This is a genomic window from Xanthomonas hawaiiensis, from assembly GCF_031834635.1.
Taxonomy (GTDB): Bacteria; Pseudomonadota; Gammaproteobacteria; order Xanthomonadales; family Xanthomonadaceae; genus Xanthomonas_A; species Xanthomonas_A sacchari.
Genome location: NZ_CP115873.1, coordinates 175,001 through 191,391, shown reverse-complemented (window position 1 = coordinate 191,391; position 16,391 = coordinate 175,001). Strand labels below are relative to the sequence as shown.

Sequence of the window (16,391 nt, the reverse complement as noted above, 5' to 3'; positions counted from 1 at the left end):
CGCCAGCGCTGAAGTTGCAGGTGTAACGGTGTATTGCGGCACCGCACCAACTATGTTTTAGTCGGGATTCCGGTGACCTCAAGAAGCGCTCCAGGACAGAGCGGGGGCGAGTGTCGCCGCGTTCCTTCGGATCGCTTTCAGAGGCAGACATGGCCCCCCGCAACCGCCACGGGCTCTACGACCCCCAAGACGAGCGCGATGCCTGTGGTTTCGGCATGGTCGCGCAACTCGACGACCAACCTTCGCGGGCGCTGGTGGATACCGCCATCGCCGCGCTGTCGCGCATGACCCACCGCGGCGGCGTCGCCGCCGACGGCCTCACCGGCGACGGCTGCGGCCTGCTGATCCGCAAACCCGAGCCGTTCCTGCGCGCGCTGGCGCGCGAGGCCGGCCTGAGCGTCGGCGCGCGCTTCGCCGCCGGCAACGTGTTCCTGCCGCGCGACGATGCCGACGCCGCCGCGCGCTGCCGCCAGGTGCTGGAAGAGGAACTGCGCCGCGCTGGCGCGCAGCCGTGCGGCTGGCGCCTCACCCCCACCGACGATGCGGTGTGCGGGCAACTGGCCAAGGACACCCTGCCGCGGATCGAGCAGGTGTTCGTCGACGCCGGCGCCGAGCAGGGTGAGGACGCGTTCGCCCTGGCCCTGTTCCTGGCGCGCCGCCGCGCCGAGCAGCGCCTGCGCGAGGTCGCCGATTTCTACGTGACCACGCTCTCGCCCAACGGCATCAGCTACAAGGGCATGGTGCTGCCGGACAAGCTCAGCACCTTCTACCCGGACCTGCAGCGCAACGACCTGGCCTCCAGCGCCATCGTGTTCCACCAGCGCTTCTCCACCAACACGCTGCCGCGCTGGCCGCTGGCGCACCCGTTCCGCCTGCTCGCCCACAACGGCGAGATCAACACCATCGAGGGCAACCGGCACTGGGCGCAGGCGCGCAGCAAGGTGTGGAAGACCCCGCGCTTCGACATCGCCGAGTTCGACCCGGTGATCTCCATGCACGGCTCCGATTCGCAGAGCCTGGACAACATGCTCGAGCTGCTGGTCGCCGGCGGCATGGACCTGCTGCAGGCGCTGCGCATCCTGGTGCCGCCGGCCACCCAGTCGCTGGAGTTCAAGGACGCCGACCTGGCCGCGTTCTACGAGTTCTACGGGCTCAACACCGAGCCGTGGGACGGCCCGGCCGGCATCGTCGCCTGCGACGGCCGCTACGCCGCGTGCATGCTCGACCGCAACGGCCTGCGCCCCGCCCGCTGGATGCTGACCTCCGACCGGCATTTCCTGGTGGCCTCCGAAGCCGGCGTGTGGGAACTTCCGGCCGAGCGCGTCACCCGCAAGGGCAAGCTCGGCCCCGGCGAGATGATGGCCATCGACCTCAAGCGCGGCGACCTGCTCGACTCCGATGCCATCGACCGCATCAACCGCGGCCGCGCCCCGTACAAGCAGTGGCTGCAGCAGGGCGTGACCTACCTGCAGACAGAGCTGATCGACCCCTCGCTGGTCGAGGAGCCGTTCGACGAACGCACCCTGCGCAGCTATCACAAGCTGTTCCAGCTCAGCACCGAGGAAGTGGAGCAGGTGCTGCGGCCGCTGGCCGAGACCGAGCAGGAAGCCACCGGCTCGATGGGCGACGACACCCCGATGGCGGTGCTCAGCCGCCACACCCGGCCGCTGTACGACTACTTCCGCCAGGCCTTCGCGCAGGTCACCAACCCGCCGATCGACCCGCTGCGGGAAGACTGCGTGATGTCGCTGACCACCCAGCTCGGCAAGGAGACCAACATCTTCCATGCCGGCCCGGAGACGGTGAACCACGTCATCCTGAACTCGCCGGTGCTCAGCCAGCGCAAGCTGCGGCAGTTGCTGAAGATGCCGCAGTACCAGACCCGCAACGCGCAGATCGACCTGTCCTACAGCGTCGAGGAAGGCCTGGAAGCCGGCCTCAAGCGCATCTGCGCCGAGGCCGAACAGGCCGCGCGCGACGGCAAGGTCATGCTGCTGCTGACCGACCGCTATCCGGTGCCGGAGCGGCCGATGGCGCATGCGTTGCTGGCCACCGGCGCGGTGCACCACCACCTCTCGCGGGTCGGCCTGCGCTGCGACGTCAACCTGATCATCGAGACCGGCACCGCGCGCGATCCGCACCACATGGCCTGCCTGCTCGGCTTCGGCGCCACCGCGGTGTATCCGTACCTGGCCTACCAGACCCTGTTCGACCTGGGCCGGCGCGGCATCCTGCTGCTCAAGAGCGGCGGCGAGCAGACCCAGATCGGCCGCAAGTACCGCAAGGGCATCTACAAGGGCCTGTCCAAGATCATCTCCAAGATGGGCATCTGCACCATCGCCAGCTACCGCGGCGCGCAGCTGTTCGAGATCGTGGGGCTGGATCCGGACGTGGTGGCGCTGTGCTTCCCCGACACCGCCGCGCGCATCGGCGGCGTCGGCCTGGCGCGGCTGGACACCGAGGCGCGGCAACTGGCCGCACGCGCCTGGAACGACCTGCTCAAGCCGGAAGTGGGCGGCCTGCTCAAGTACGTGCACGGCGGCGAGTACCACATGTACAACCCGGACGTGGTGCTGACCCTGCAGCGCGCCACCCGCAGCGGCCTGCAGGCCGACTGGGACGCCTACGCCGCCGCGGTGCACGGGCGCCCGGCCTCGGCCCTGCGCGACCTGCTGCAGCTCAAGCGCGCGGCCACGCCGACGCCGCTGGACGAGGTCGCCCCGGCCGAGGACCTGCTGCGTCGCTTCGACACCGCCGCGATCAGCCTCGGCGCGCTGTCGCCGGAGGCGCACGAGGCGCTGGCGATCGCGATGAACCGCCTCGGCGGGCGCAGCAACTCCGGCGAAGGCGGCGAAGATCCGGCGCGCTACGGCACCGAGAAGCGTTCCAAGATCAAGCAGGTGGCCTCGGGCCGCTTCGGCGTCACCCCCGAATACCTGGTCAACGCCGAGGTGCTGCAGATCAAGGTCGCGCAGGGCGCCAAGCCCGGCGAAGGCGGCCAGCTGCCCGGGCACAAGGTCAACGAACTGATCGCGCGGCTGCGCTACGCCAAGCCGGGCATCGGCCTGATCTCGCCGCCGCCGCACCACGACATCTACTCGATCGAAGACCTGGCGCAGCTGATCTACGACCTCAAGCAGGTCAATCCCAGCGCGCTGGTCTCGGTGAAGCTGGTCAGCCATGCCGGCGTGGGCACCATCGCCGCCGGCGTGGTCAAGGCCGGCGCCGACCTGATCACCGTGTCCGGCCACGACGGCGGCACCGGCGCCAGCCCGGTCAGCTCGATCCGCTACGCCGGCGTGCCGTGGGAGCTGGGCGTGGCCGAGTCGCACCAGGCGCTGGTCGCCAACGACCTGCGCACGCGCACCATCCTGCAGACCGACGGCGGCCTGAAGACCGGCCTGGACGTGGTCAAGGCGGCGATCCTGGGCGCGGACAGCTTCGGCTTCGGCACCGGGCCGATGATCGTGCTCGGCTGCAAGTATCTGCGCATCTGCCACCTCAACAATTGCGCCACCGGCGTGGCCACCCAGGACGAGCGCCTGCGCGCCAACTACTTCGTCGGCCTGCCCGAGCGCGTGGAGAACTTCTTCCGGCTGCTGGCCGAGGAAGTGCGGCAGTGGCTGTCGTACCTGGGCGTGCGCTCGCTGGACGAGATCGTCGGCCGCACCGAACTGCTGCAGCAACTGGACATCTCGCCGCGCGAAGGCGTGCGCGTGGACCTGTCGCGGCTGCTCAAGGACGTGCGCTACGACGGCGGCCACTGCGCCGCGCAGCGCCTGTACGAATCGCCGGACAGCCTGGCCACGCAGATGGACGGCCTGCTCGCCGACGCTATCGCCAAGAAAACCGGCGGCGATCATCGCTTCCTGATCCACAACACCGACCGTTCGATCGGCGCGCGCCTGTCCGGTGCCATCGCCCGCGTCCACGGCAACCACGGCATGGCCGATGCGCCGTTGACCCTGCGCTTCCGCGGCTCGGCCGGGCAGAGCTTCGGCGCGTTCAACGCCGGCGGCCTGCACCTGGAACTGGAGGGCGAAGCCAACGACTACGTCGGCAAGGGCATGGCCGGCGGCCGCCTGGTGGTGCGTCCGCCGCGCGGCGCGCGCTTCGAGGCGCGCAGCACCGCGATCATCGGCAACACCTGCCTGTACGGCGCCACCGGCGGCGAGCTGTACGCCGCCGGCCGCGCCGGCGAGCGCTTCGCGGTGCGCAACTCCGGCGCGCTGGCGGTGATCGAGGGCGCCGGCGACCACTGCTGCGAGTACATGACCGACGGCATCGTGCTGGTGCTGGGCAAGGTCGGCCTGAATTTCGGCGCCGGCTTCACCGGCGGCCTGGCCTACGTGCTCGACGTGGACCGCGACTTCGTCGACCGCTACAACCACGAACTGATCGACATCCACCGCATCTCCGCCGAAGGCTTCGAGAGCCACCGCCAGCACCTGCACAAGCTGATCAGCCGCCACCGCGAGCTGACCGGCAGCATCTGGGCGCAGCAGATCCTCGACGAATTCCGCGACTACGTCGGCAAGTTCTGGCTGGTCAAACCGAAGGCGGCGAGCATCGAGTCGTTGACGGAGTCGCTGAGGCGCGCCGCTTGATGGCGGCGCGCCGGGAATCGGGAATGGAGAATCGGGAATGGTAAAAGCCCGGCTCCCCCAGTTTCCGATCGCGCGCGCAGATTCGCTTTTGCCATTCCCCATTCCCCATTCCCGGTTCCCCACACCATGAGCCGCAAACACGCCTTCCAGTTCCTCGACCTGCCCCGGCAGATGCCGCAGCGCATCCCGGTGGAACTGCGTACCTCCGGCGACTGGAACGAGCTGTACGGCAAGTTCGACAAGGCCGATGCGCAGTACCAGGCCGGGCGCTGCCTGGATTGCGGCAACCCGTACTGCAGCTGGAAGTGCCCGGTGCACAACGCCATCCCGCAGTGGCTGCAGCTGGTGCAGGAAAACCGCATCGAGGAAGCCGCGGCGCTGTGCCACAGCACCAACCCGCTGCCGGAAGTGTGCGGCCGGGTGTGCCCGCAGGACCGCCTGTGCGAAGGCAGTTGCACGCTGGAGGAATTCGGCGCGGTCACCATCGGCGCGGTCGAGAAATACATCGTCGACACCGCCCTGCACAACGGCTGGCGCCCGGACCTGAGCCAGGTCGAGCCCACCGGCAAGCGCGTGGCGGTGATCGGCGCCGGTCCGGCCGGGTTGAGTTGCGCCGACCGCCTGGCCCGCGCCGGCATCCAGGCGGTGGTGTACGACCGCTACGAGCAGATCGGCGGGCTGCTGCAGTTCGGCATTCCCAGCTTCAAGCTGGACAAGAGCGTGATCGGCAAGCGCCGCGAGGTGCTCGAAGGCATGGGCGTGCAGTTCCGCCTGGGCGTGGAGATCGGCCGCGACGTGAGCCTGGAGCAGTTGCTCGAGGAGTACGACGCGGTGTTCCTCGGTACCGGCGCCTACCGCTACACCGACGGCGGCCTGCCCGGCCAGGACCTGCCCGGCGTGCTTCCGGCGTTGCCGTTCCTGGTCCAGAACAGCCGCATCGTCGGCGGCAACGATCCCTGGGGCCGGCCGATCGCCGGCTGGGAAGACAAGATCGCGCTGCCCGACCTGAGCGGCAAGCGCGTGGTCGTGCTGGGCGGCGGCGACACCGGCATGGACTGCGTGCGCAGCGCGATCCGCCTGGGCGCGGCCAAGGTCACCTGCGCCTACCGCCGCGACGAGGCCAACATGCCTGGCTCAGCGCGCGAAGTGGCCAATGCGCGCGAGGAAGGCGTGCGCTTCCTGTTCAACCGCCAGCCGCTGGCGGTGGAGGCCGATGCCGCCGGCAACCTGGTCGGCGTGCGCGTGGTGCAGACCCGTCTGGGCGAGCCGGATGCGCGCGGGCGCCAGGCCGCGGTGCCGGTGGAAGGCAGCGAATCGCTGCTGGACGCGGACGTGGTCATCATCGCCTTCGGCTTCTCGCCGAGCGTGCCGGAGTGGCTGGCGGCGCAGGGCGTGGAAGGCACCGCCAACGGCCGCATCCTCGCCGGCGGCGGCGAACCCGACGGCAGCGGCCGCCTGCCGTACCAGACCACCAACCCGAAGCTGTTCGCCGGCGGCGACGCGGTGCGTGGCGCCGACCTGGTGGTGACCGCCGTGGCCGAAGGCCGCGATGCCGCGGCCAGCATCGCCGAATGGATCGGCAACCGCCTGCCGGTGACCACCCAGGCCGCGGCCTGAGCGACGCTGCCGGATGACTCCGGCAGCGTTCGGCCAGTTCGGACAACCTGCGAAGGCGAGACCATGCAGCACGGGCGGGTGCGGCCGACGGCGGCGCGCTGCTGACCCATGCATGCGCCGGAATCCGGGGGCGCACACGGCGCGGCCGGCCCCGCTTGAACGCCGATCGACACCACGACACATTCGCTGCGCGCTTGGGTTGGCGCGGCGGACGGTCGCGACCGCGATCACGCCGCTGCTGCCGGCTGCACCACGCACATGATGTGACGCCGCCGACGTCCGCGCACCGCGTGTCCGCGCCAGGTGAATGCCCGGCTAACACGGGTGCGCCCAGGCTGGCGATCATGGGGGCGATCCTTGCACCCTTGCGCCTGCCGTCCCGCACTCCCCCGAGCGGCCGGCGCTCCCCCTCACTCCAGGAAGCTCCCCCATGTCGCTTTCCTCGTCGTGTTCCCCGCGCTGGCGTTCCCTGCCGCTGGCGCTGCTGCTCGCCACCGTTGCCTGCAACGCCGCCGCCGAAGGCCGCAGCGTGCTCAAGTACGCCGGCGTCAACCTGTCCGGCGCCGAGTTCAACTCCGGCAAGAAACCGGGCGTGCTGTACAAGGACTACACCTACCCGACCGCGACCGACTACAGCTACTTCGCCAGCAAGGGCATGAACACCATCCGCCTGCCGTTCCTGTGGGAGCGCCTGCAGCCCACCGCCAAGGGCGAGTTCGACCCGGCCCAGTTGGCGTTGTTGAAGAAGTCCGTGGAGCAGGCCAAGGCCAACCGCATGTACCTGATCCTGGATCCGCACAACTACGCCAAGTACAACGGCGCGCTGGTCGGCAGCGAGGGCGCCCCGGACGATGTGTTCGCCGATCTGTGGCGGCGCCTGGCGAAAGAGTTCAAGGGCGACGACAACGTCATCTTCGGGCTGATGAACGAGCCCAACGCGGTGTCCTCGACCGACTGGGCCAGCGCGGCGCAGGCGGCGATCGACGCCATCCGCAAGGCCGGCGCCAACAACCTGATCCTGGTGCCGGGCACCGCCTACACCGGTGCGCACAGCTGGCGCAGCACCGCCTACGGCACATCCAACGCAGTGGCGCTGCAGCCGCTCAAGGATCCGCGCAACCGCATGGCGTTCGAAGCCCACCAGTACCTGGACCGCGACAACAGCGGCACCAAGGGCGAATGCGTCAGCGCCACCGCCGGCGCCGAGAAGCTGGCCGGGTTCGTCAGCTGGCTGCGCGAGAACAAGAAGGTCGGCTTCATCGGCGAGTTCGCCACCGCCAACACGCCCACCTGCAACCAGGCGCTGGAGAACATGCTCAGCTACATGCAGAAGAACGACGATGTTCTGCTGGGCTGGACCTGGTGGGCGGCCGGCGCATGGTGGAAGCCCGACTACCCGTTCAATGTGCAGCCCGGCAAGGACGGCAGCGAGAAGCCGCAGATGGCGATCCTGTCCAAGTACGCCCGCGAGATCACCGGCAAGAAGTGAGCCGCCATTGCCGGCGCCACGTGCCGGCAACGCAGTGCGCCTCGCGGCGGTAGGGCGAACCGCGCCAGCTCCGTATACGCCAGGCACAGCGTATGCAGCGCGACCCAGTACCGGTTCGCGCTGCCAATCCCCGCACAGATCCATGCATGCACGGCGGCGACGCGTCGTCGTGCCCTCGGCAATGCACTACGGTGTCCGCACACCGTTGTCATCAGCCCGGCCTGCGCTCTCTCCCTTGGCCGGGTTCCCCCTCTGATGCCGAAGGAGACTCACCATGATCGCGCGCACCTTGCGGCGGCGGTCGCGGCACGCCTGGCGAGCCGCGCTGCTGCTGTGCCTGTCCGTTCCGCTCGTGCCGTTGCACGCGCAGCAAGCTCTGCGTCTTGCCGGCGTCAACCTCTCCGGCGCCGAGATCGCGCCGTCGAAGATTCCCGGTGTCGTCGGTGTCGACTACACCTATCCGCGCAGCAGCGACTACACCTATTTCGCCGGCAAGGGCATGAACCTGCTGCGCCTGCCGGTGCGCTGGGAACGCCTGCAGCCGCAGCCGCAAGGGCCACTGGACGCCGCGCAACTGGCGCTGCTCGACGACGCCGTGCAGCAGGCCAAGGCGCAGGGCATGTACGTGATCGTGGACATCCACAACTACGCGCGTTACGACGGCCGCCTCGTCGGCAGCACAGGCCTGCCGGTCGCTGCCTTCGTCGACCTATGGCAGCGTCTGGCGAGCGCCTACGGCAGCGACAATGCGGTGGTGTTCGGGCTGATGAACGAGCCCAACGGCATCACGCCGGCTGCGTGGGCCGGCGCCGCGCAGGCCGCAGTCGATGCGATCCGCGCCACCGGCGCCAGCAACCTGATCCTGGTGCCAGGTGCGCTGTGGACCGGCGCGCATAGCTGGTACACGCCGGTGGACGGCAGCTCGAACGCCAGCGCGCTGGCCACGCTGCACGATCCGCTGCAGCGCGTGGCGATCGAAGTGCACCAATACCTCGACGCCGACTCCAGCGGCACCAGCCCGGTCTGCGTCAGCGACGACATCGGTGCCGAACGCCTGCGCGCGTTCACTGGATGGTTGCAGGAGACCGGCCACCTCGGCTTCCTCGGCGAGTTCGCCGCCGCCGACAATCCGGTCTGCCGCCGCGCGCTCGATGGCATGCTCGCCGACATCGCGCAGCACCCGACGCTCTGGCTGGGCTGGAGCTATTGGGCCGGCGGTGCCTGGTGGCGCGCCGACTATCCGTTCAATGTGGAGCCGGACGCCGACGGCCACGACCGTCCGCAGATGGCGATCCTCGCGCCCTGGGCGCAGCGCATCACGCGCTGAGCGCGGCGCTTCCAGAGCGACGAATGCGCACCGCGCGGCGCGCGCGAACGCATGACGTGCGACGTGCAATGCGTCGCACATTTTCCACGACGACGATCGCTCTGGCATGGCGGTTGCAGCGTTGTGCACGGCCGCGCACGCCGCATTGCGGCGGCGCTGCCGCTCTTCCCCACGAAGGATCCGCCATGCCACGCATTCCCCGTATTTCCCGTTCCCCACAGTGGCGACAGCGCGCCGCGCTGTGCCTGCTCCTGGCCGCCTGCGTGCCGTTCGCCCACGCGCAGCAGACGCTGCGCTACGCCGGCCTCAACCTGGCCGGCGCCGAATTCAACTCGGCGAAGAAGCCAGGCGTGCTGTTCAAGGACTACGTGTATCCCACCGACGCCGACTACGCGTACACCGCGGCGCAGGGCATGAACATCGTGCGCCTGCCGTTCCTGTGGGAGCGGCTGCAGCCGCAGGCCAACGGCCCGCTGGATACCGCACAACTCGACGCCCTGCGCACCGCCGTCGAACGCGCCAAGCGCTACGACCTGCAGTTGATCCTCGACGTGCACAACTACGCCAAGTACGACGGCGTACGCATCGGCGGCGACGCGGTGCCGGCGGCGGTGCTGGCCGATCTGTGGCAGCGCCTGGCGCTGGTGTTCGGTAACGACAGCAGCGTGGTGTTCGGGCTGATGAACGAACCCAATGGCCTCGCCTCCGGCGACTGGGCCGCCATCGCGCAGGCGGCGATCGACGCGATCCGCGGCACCGGCGCCGACAACCTGATCCTGGTACCCGGCACCGCCTTCAGCGGCGCGCACAGCTGGAACAGCACCTGGTACGGCGTGTCCAACGCGCAGGGGTTGCTCACGGTCCACGACCCGGCCGGCAACCTGGCGTTCGAGGTGCACCAGTATCTGGACGCCGACTCCTCCGGCACCAGCGCCGCCTGCGTCAGCACCAGCATCGGCGCCGAACGCCTGCAAGCGTTCACCCAATGGCTGCGCGCCAACGGCTATCGCGGCTTCCTCGGCGAGTTCGGCGGCAGCAGCGACCCCACCTGCCTGGCTGCGCTGGACACCATGCTCGGCTACGTCCACGACAACGGCGACGTCTGGCTGGGCTGGACCGCCTGGGCCGGCGGCGCGTGGTGGCGCAGCGACTACGCGTTCAACCTGCAGCCGGACAAGGGCGGCGCCGACAAGCCGCAGATGGACGTGCTGGCAGTGCGCGCCCAGCAAGTCACGCAGTGACCGCGGCAACGCCCGGTCCGCCGCGGCAACCCGGCGCTCGCGGCGATTGAGTCGACACCGCGATCGGGCGCAGACTGTCGCACCTTTCCCGCACGGATCGACGCATGCGCCTGGGCCTGGCCGCCAACCGACTGCACCACCAGGGCAAGGATGCCGCGCTGTTCCGCTGGCTGCGCGCCAGCGAAGCCGGCATCCGCGAACTGCAGCTCGGCCTGCACGCGGTCGGCCGCACCCACGAGGCGATCGTCCGTGCCGGCCTGCTGGCCGGCCATGCCGGCCTCAAGCGCTACCCGTTCGGCCGCGAGGGCGGACTGATGAAGCTGGTGGCCGAGGTCGTGGGCCTGGAAGGCGCCGAGCGGACCCTGGACGGCGCCATCTACCTGATCGATCCGGTCGACCCGTCCTCGATCTTCCCCGAGGCGATCGCGCTCAAGCGCCAGTGCGTGATCCACGGCAAGCCCTTCATTTCCACCGTGGCCAGCGCCCGCGATTGGGTCGAGATGGAACGCATCCACGCTGCGTTGCCGCCGGATCCCGGCGCCGACGATCTCTACGCGCTGCCGCGGCAGACCCTGGCGCTGATCGCGCACGATGCGATGAAGCCGCAGATGCTGGCTTTCGCCAGCGAACATTTCGAGTTGCTGTCGCGCTTCGCCGAGCGCGTGGCCACCGGCACCACCGGGCAACGTCTCAACGAACTGGCCTGGAACCGCGGCTGGCCGCAGGGCCAGGACTGGGTGCACCGCTACCAGAGCGGCCCGATGGGTGGCGACGCGCAGATCGCCGATCGCGTCCTGGAGCGACGCTGCCACCGCGCGATCTTTTTCGAGGATCCGCACGTCGCGCGCCAGCACGAGGCCGACATCCAGTTGCTGGAACGCGCGGTTACGACGGTCACCGACAGCGCCGTGTGCATCACCTCGCCGGCGATCGCCGCGCGCTGGGCGCAGGCCGCCGAACGCCGGCTCGGATCGGCCTGAGGTTCTACGGTCACGCGCGATCGCGTCGCGCGTTGGCCGTCTGCAGGACACGCCGCGACGCGGCGGTGTCGTGCGTGACCATGCGCACAGTCACTGCGATGTCACGCCGATCGCCAACACTGCCGCGCCTGTCCAGATCCCAGGGGGGATCCCATGTTGCGTTTCACCCTGCGCCTGCTGCTCGGCGCGGCAATGCTGTGCGCGCTGCCGTCCGCGTCTGCGCAACAAGCCGAACGCCTGCGCGTGCACGGCTCCAACAGCCTCGGCGCGCGGCTGATGCCGGCGCTGGTGGAAGCCTGGCTGCAGAGCATGGGCTACCGGCAACTGCAACGGCATCGCGTCGATGCGACGACGCTGGAGATCGCCGCGGTCCGCGACGAGGCGCCGCTGGTGGTGGAGATCGCCGGCACCGGCGCGGCCGCCGGCTTCGCCGACCTGGTGCATGGCGACGCCGAGCTGGCGATGCTGGCGCGCCAGCCCGATGCGCGCGAACGCGAGGCCGCCTGGCAGCTCGGCGACCTGGGCTCGCCGGACCAGCAGTTCGTCGTCGCCCTGGATGGCGCGCGGGTGCTGGTCGCTGCCGACAACCCCATCGCCACGCTCAGCGTCGCGCAGCTGCGCGACATCCTGAGCGGCCGGACGACGCGCTGGTCGCAACTCGGCGGCGCGGACCTGCCGATCGCACTGCACCGCAGTGCCATCCCCGGCGGTCTCGACGACTTCCTGCGCGAACGCCTGGCACTGCCGGCGCTGCGCACGCTCGGGAGCGTCCTGCATGCCGACCTGACGGAGGCGGCACGCGCCGTCGCCGGCCATTCCGACGCACTGGCGGTCGTCGGGCTGACCACACCCGTGCCGGCCGGCACGCGCGCGCTGGCCATCGCCGACGGCGGTATCGCCGTGCTCCCGACCGGCGCCGCCGTGCGCGGCGAGGACTATCCGTTGGTCCAGCGCTACAGCCTGTACGGCGGCCAGATGATGTCGGCGCTCGGCCGCAGCCTGGCGCTGTACGCGATCGGCCCGCAGGCGCAACGGGTGGTGCGCCGCGTCGGCCCGATCGCCATGACGATCGACGTCGATCCGGCCACGCCACACGGCGCGACCGCCGCTGGCCGCGCGGACGGCGCCTATGTCCAGGCCAGCGCCGCTGCCCGGCGCCTGACCACCACGCTGCGTTTCAGCCTGCAGTCGCTCAATGGCATGTACGAAGCGCGCAGTGCCCAGGATCTCGACCGGCTGGTCGCCTTCATGCAACAGCCGGCGATGCACGGCCGCGCCCTGGCGGTGATCGGCTTCGCCACACCCGACAGCGCCAACCGCCTGTACCCGACCATCGCCAGCAACGACCGCGCCGACGTGGTCGCCGCCTACCTGGTGCAACGCGGTGTCGCAGTGGAACGGGTACGCGGTCTCGGCGCACTGCGTCCGCTGATCGGCGGTGAGGACGCGGCGGCCAAGGCACGCAACGAACGCGTCGAAGTGTGGTTGCTGGATCGGGCGCGATAGGGCAGTCGGAGGATGGCTGCAGCCGGGTGGGCACGACATCGCCCGGCCGCTCATCCCCCTTCGGAACCTTTCCCCCGAAAAGCGGGCTGTGGTCCCGACGGGCTGTGGTCCCGAGAGGGAATGGAACGCCAAAGCCCCTCTCCCGTCGGGAGAGGGGTTGGGGTGAGGGTGCGGAGCGCGAAGCGCCCGTGCCGGCGGAAGATGAGAGGTGGGCGCGTTGCCAGGCATCAGCAGCCCAGCGCGCATGACACCGCGCTGGCGCCGATATCCCCCAGTCGGCATCCGCCCACTGGCGGGGAAGCATGCAGGCGACCATGCTCCCGGACCCGGGCCATCCGGCGTTCACCGCACCCCGCCTACAGTCGCCCGACACCCTCGCCACCGCTTCCGGAGATCGCCATGCTTCGCTCATCGCACGCCATTTTCGGCGTGGTGCTTGCCGGATTCGCCTTGACCCAAAGCACGCCCGCCGGCGCGGTCCAGCGGTTGTGGCCCACCACGGACCAATGGCAACGGCTGCACGCATCCGCCGCCACCGATCCGGCCTGGCGCCAGATCGAGGCGACGCAGGCGCGGTTGGCCGATGCGGCACGCGCGCAGGGCGCACATCCGCTCGACACCCTGAGCACCGGCGGACGCCTGCGCGGCGATCCCGTGAAGGCGGCGACCGAAACCAGCCTGGGCGACATGCCGCGCATCCAGGCGCTGGCGCTACGCTACGCCCTGGACCGCGAGCGCGCCGATGCACTGGTCGCCGGCGACCAGCTCGCGCAATGGGCCGCGCACAATGTGCCCAACGGCAATCCGATCGACGAGACCGGGCTGGAACCGGCGATCTTCGCCTACCGCATCGTGCGCCCGGCGCTGCCGGACGCACAACGCGACGCCATCGACGCGTGGATGCGCAAGATCGCCGATGCCGAAATCGGCTCGCGCGACCTCAAGCGCAAGACCGCCACCAACAACTGGCACAGCCACCGCCTGAAGACGGTGGGCATGATCGGCGCCGCGCTCGACGATCCGCGCTTGCTGGACTACGCCCGCACCGGCTTTCGCCAGCAGATCGCCGACAACCTGCTTCCCGACGGCCGCAGCATCGACTTCGTCGAACGCGATGCGCTGTCCTACCACGTCTACGACCTGCGTCCACTGGTGACGCTGGCACTGCTGTTCTCCGAACGCGGCGAGGATCTGTACAACTGGCGCGCGCCGAACGGCGCTTCGCTGGCGCGCAGCGTCGACTGGCTGCTGCCGTATCTGCGCGGCGAACGCAGCCATGCTGAATTCGTCGGCAGCCAGGTGCCGTTCGACAAGGCGCGCTCGGCCAACGGCGAAGCCGGCCATGTGATCGGCGCGCCGTACGCAGCGGAGGGCGCTGAATCGCTGCTGGTGCTTGCGGCCGCCTACGATCCGGCCTGCGCGCAACTGGCGCGGCAACTCGGACACGGGACGCCACCCTGGCGCCTGGCGATCAGCACATTGTCCGATTCACAGCGCTAGCCTCCGTCAACACCGCCCGGCATCGGAATGCCGGTGCTCGGCCACGACATCACGAAGGGGCCGCGAAGCGACACGTCTCGATGAGAGCCATCGCGCATCTCATAGCGCGGCACAGCGGCGCGCGAGGTGGTCGCGCGGTTTTGGCCTCATCCGCCCCTTCGAGGCGCCTCTCCCCACAAAGGGGGCCGGTCCCGACGGGAGAAGGGAGAACCGCGCCCCTCTCCCGTCGGGAGAGGGGTTGGGGAGAGGGTACGGCGCGGGCAGCCCCGTGTGACATGTCGCGGCGATCGCCTGCTGGCGTTTTGTTGTTTTTTTCGGAGGCAATAAAAAATCCCCGTCCTTTTGGGACGGGGATTTGGGGTAAAGCCCCTGGCGATGACCTACTCTCGCATGGCTTGAGCCACACTACCATCGGCGCAGCTGCGTTTCACTTCCGAGTTCGGGATGGGATCGGGTGGTTCCACAGCGCTAATTTCACCAGGGAGACGGTTGGAGTGTCGCCGTGCGGTCGATCGGTCATGTGACCGAGGACGGCAGGCGCCAGCCTCTCATAGGGTGTGATGTAGCGAGCGAGTGAGAGCGATCGACGTGTGTCGCGCTAAGGGATGCTTATGAGGAAGCATCTTGAGGTTATATGGTCAAGCCGCACGGATCATTAGTATCAGTTAGCTCAATGCATTGCTGCACTTACACACCTGACCTATCAACCACGTAGTCTACATGGTTCCTTTAGGGGACTTGTGTCCCGGGAGATCTCATCTTGAGGCGCGCTTCCCGCTTAGATGCTTTCAGCGGTTATCGCTTCCGAACATAGCTACCCGGCAATGCCACTGGCGTGACAACCGGAACACCAGAGGTTCGTCCACTCCGGTCCTCTCGTACTAGGAGCAGCCCCTCTCAAATCTCCAACGCCCATGGCAGATAGGGACCGAACTGTCTCACGACGTTCTGAACCCAGCTCGCGTACCACTTTAAATGGCGAACAGCCATACCCTTGGGACCGACTACAGCCCCAGGATGTGATGAGCCGACATCGAGGTGCCAAACACCGCCGTCGATATGAACTCTTGGGCGGTATCAGCCTGTTATCCCCGGAGTACCTTTTATCCGTTGAGCGATGGCCCTTCCATACAGAACCACCGGATCACTAAGACCTACTTTCGTACCTGCTTGATCCGTCGATCTTGCAGTCAAGCACGCTTATGCCTTTGCACACAGTGCGCGATGTCCGACCGCGCTGAGCGTACCTTCGTGCTCCTCCGTTACTCTTTAGGAGGAGACCGCCCCAGTCAAACTACCCACCATACACGGTCCCCGATCCGGATTACGGACCTAGGTTAGAACGTCAAGCACGACAGGGTGGTATTTCAAGGATGGCTCCACTGCAGCTAGCGCCACAGTTTCATAGCCTCCCACCTATCCTACACAGACGAACTCAACGTTCAGTGTAAAGCTATAGTAAAGGTTCACGGGGTCTTTCCGTCTTGCCACGGGAACGCTGCATCTTCACAGCGATTTCAATTTCACTGAGTCTCGGGTGGAGACAGCGCCGCTGTCGTTACGCCATTCGTGCAGGTCGGAACTTACCCGACAAGGAATTTCGCTACCTTAGGACCGTTATAGTTACGGCCGCCGTTTACTGGGGCTTCGATCAAGAGCTTCGCCTTGCGGCTGACCCCATCAATTAACCTTCCAGCACCGGGCAGGCGTCACACCCTATACGTCCACTTTCGTGTTTGCAGAGTGCTGTGTTTTTGATAAACAGTCGCAGCGGCCTGGTTTCTGCGACCCTCTTCAGCTATAGCTCGCACGAGCCACCAAAAAGGGTGCACCTTCTCCCGAAGTTACGGTGCCATGTTGCCTAGTTCCTTCACCCGAGTTCTCTCAAGCGCCTGAGAATTCTCATCCTACCCACCTGTGTCGGTTTACGGTACGGTCTGCGTAAGCTGAAGCTTAGGAGCTTTTCCTGGAAGCGTGGTATCAGTGACTTCGTCTAAAAGACTCGTCTCGGTGCTCGGTCTTAAAGGATCCCGGATTTGCCAAAGATCCAAACCTACCGCCTTTCCCCGGGACAACCAACGCCCGGTACACCTAACCTTCTCCGTCCCTCCATCGCACTTACGC

At 68.2% G+C, this 16,391-nt stretch carries 8 protein-coding genes and 2 rRNA genes (1 of these 10 cut by a window edge); 8 read left to right on the top strand and 2 right to left on the bottom strand.

The window, feature by feature from the left end; genetic code table 11:
• The first annotated feature begins 149 nt into the window (after window positions 1–149).
• From gltB to PG878_RS00795, 8 genes are all read left to right on the top strand, one after another.
• A complete protein-coding gene (gene gltB, locus PG878_RS00830; RefSeq protein ID WP_209030351.1) occupies window positions 150–4,607 on the top strand; it encodes a glutamate synthase large subunit in 4,458 nt (1,485 codons plus the stop codon).
• A gap of 126 nt (window positions 4,608–4,733) precedes the next feature.
• Window positions 4,734–6,224 (top strand): FAD-dependent oxidoreductase, encoded by a 1,491-nt coding sequence (locus PG878_RS00825; RefSeq protein WP_209030350.1) that lies wholly within the window; start codon window positions 4,734–4,736, stop codon window positions 6,222–6,224.
• Between the two features lie 430 nt (window positions 6,225–6,654).
• Window positions 6,655–7,713: a glycoside hydrolase family 5 protein gene (locus tag PG878_RS00820; RefSeq protein ID WP_209030348.1), complete on the top strand. Its 1,059-nt coding sequence runs from the start codon at window positions 6,655–6,657 to the stop codon at window positions 7,711–7,713.
• A gap of 274 nt (window positions 7,714–7,987) precedes the next feature.
• A complete protein-coding gene (locus tag PG878_RS00815) occupies window positions 7,988–9,040 on the top strand; it encodes a glycoside hydrolase family 5 protein (RefSeq protein ID WP_209030347.1) in 1,053 nt (350 codons plus the stop codon).
• A 185-nt stretch (window positions 9,041–9,225) separates the two neighbouring features.
• Complete coding sequence (locus PG878_RS00810; protein ID WP_209030345.1) at window positions 9,226–10,281, top strand: glycoside hydrolase family 5 protein; 1,056 nt, start codon at window positions 9,226–9,228, stop codon at window positions 10,279–10,281.
• A gap of 104 nt (window positions 10,282–10,385) precedes the next feature.
• The gene (locus tag PG878_RS00805; protein ID WP_209030344.1) at window positions 10,386–11,261 is read left to right on the top strand and encodes a methylglyoxal synthase; all 876 of its coding nucleotides are present in this window, start codon (window positions 10,386–10,388) and stop codon (window positions 11,259–11,261) included.
• Between the two features lie 153 nt (window positions 11,262–11,414).
• Window positions 11,415–12,767: a substrate-binding domain-containing protein gene (locus PG878_RS00800; protein WP_209030343.1), complete on the top strand. Its 1,353-nt coding sequence runs from the start codon at window positions 11,415–11,417 to the stop codon at window positions 12,765–12,767.
• Between the two features lie 399 nt (window positions 12,768–13,166).
• Window positions 13,167–14,267 (top strand): alginate lyase family protein, encoded by a 1,101-nt coding sequence (locus tag PG878_RS00795; RefSeq protein ID WP_209030341.1) that lies wholly within the window; start codon window positions 13,167–13,169, stop codon window positions 14,265–14,267.
• Between the two features lie 367 nt (window positions 14,268–14,634).
• On the opposite strand, the gene rrf is transcribed toward PG878_RS00795, so the two are convergent.
• A 5S ribosomal RNA gene (rrf, locus tag PG878_RS00790) occupies window positions 14,635–14,749 on the bottom strand.
• Window positions 14,750–14,901: 152 nt separating this feature from the next.
• Window positions 14,902–16,391: ribosomal RNA gene (locus PG878_RS00785) — 23S ribosomal RNA — on the bottom strand (it continues 1,390 nt past the right edge of the window).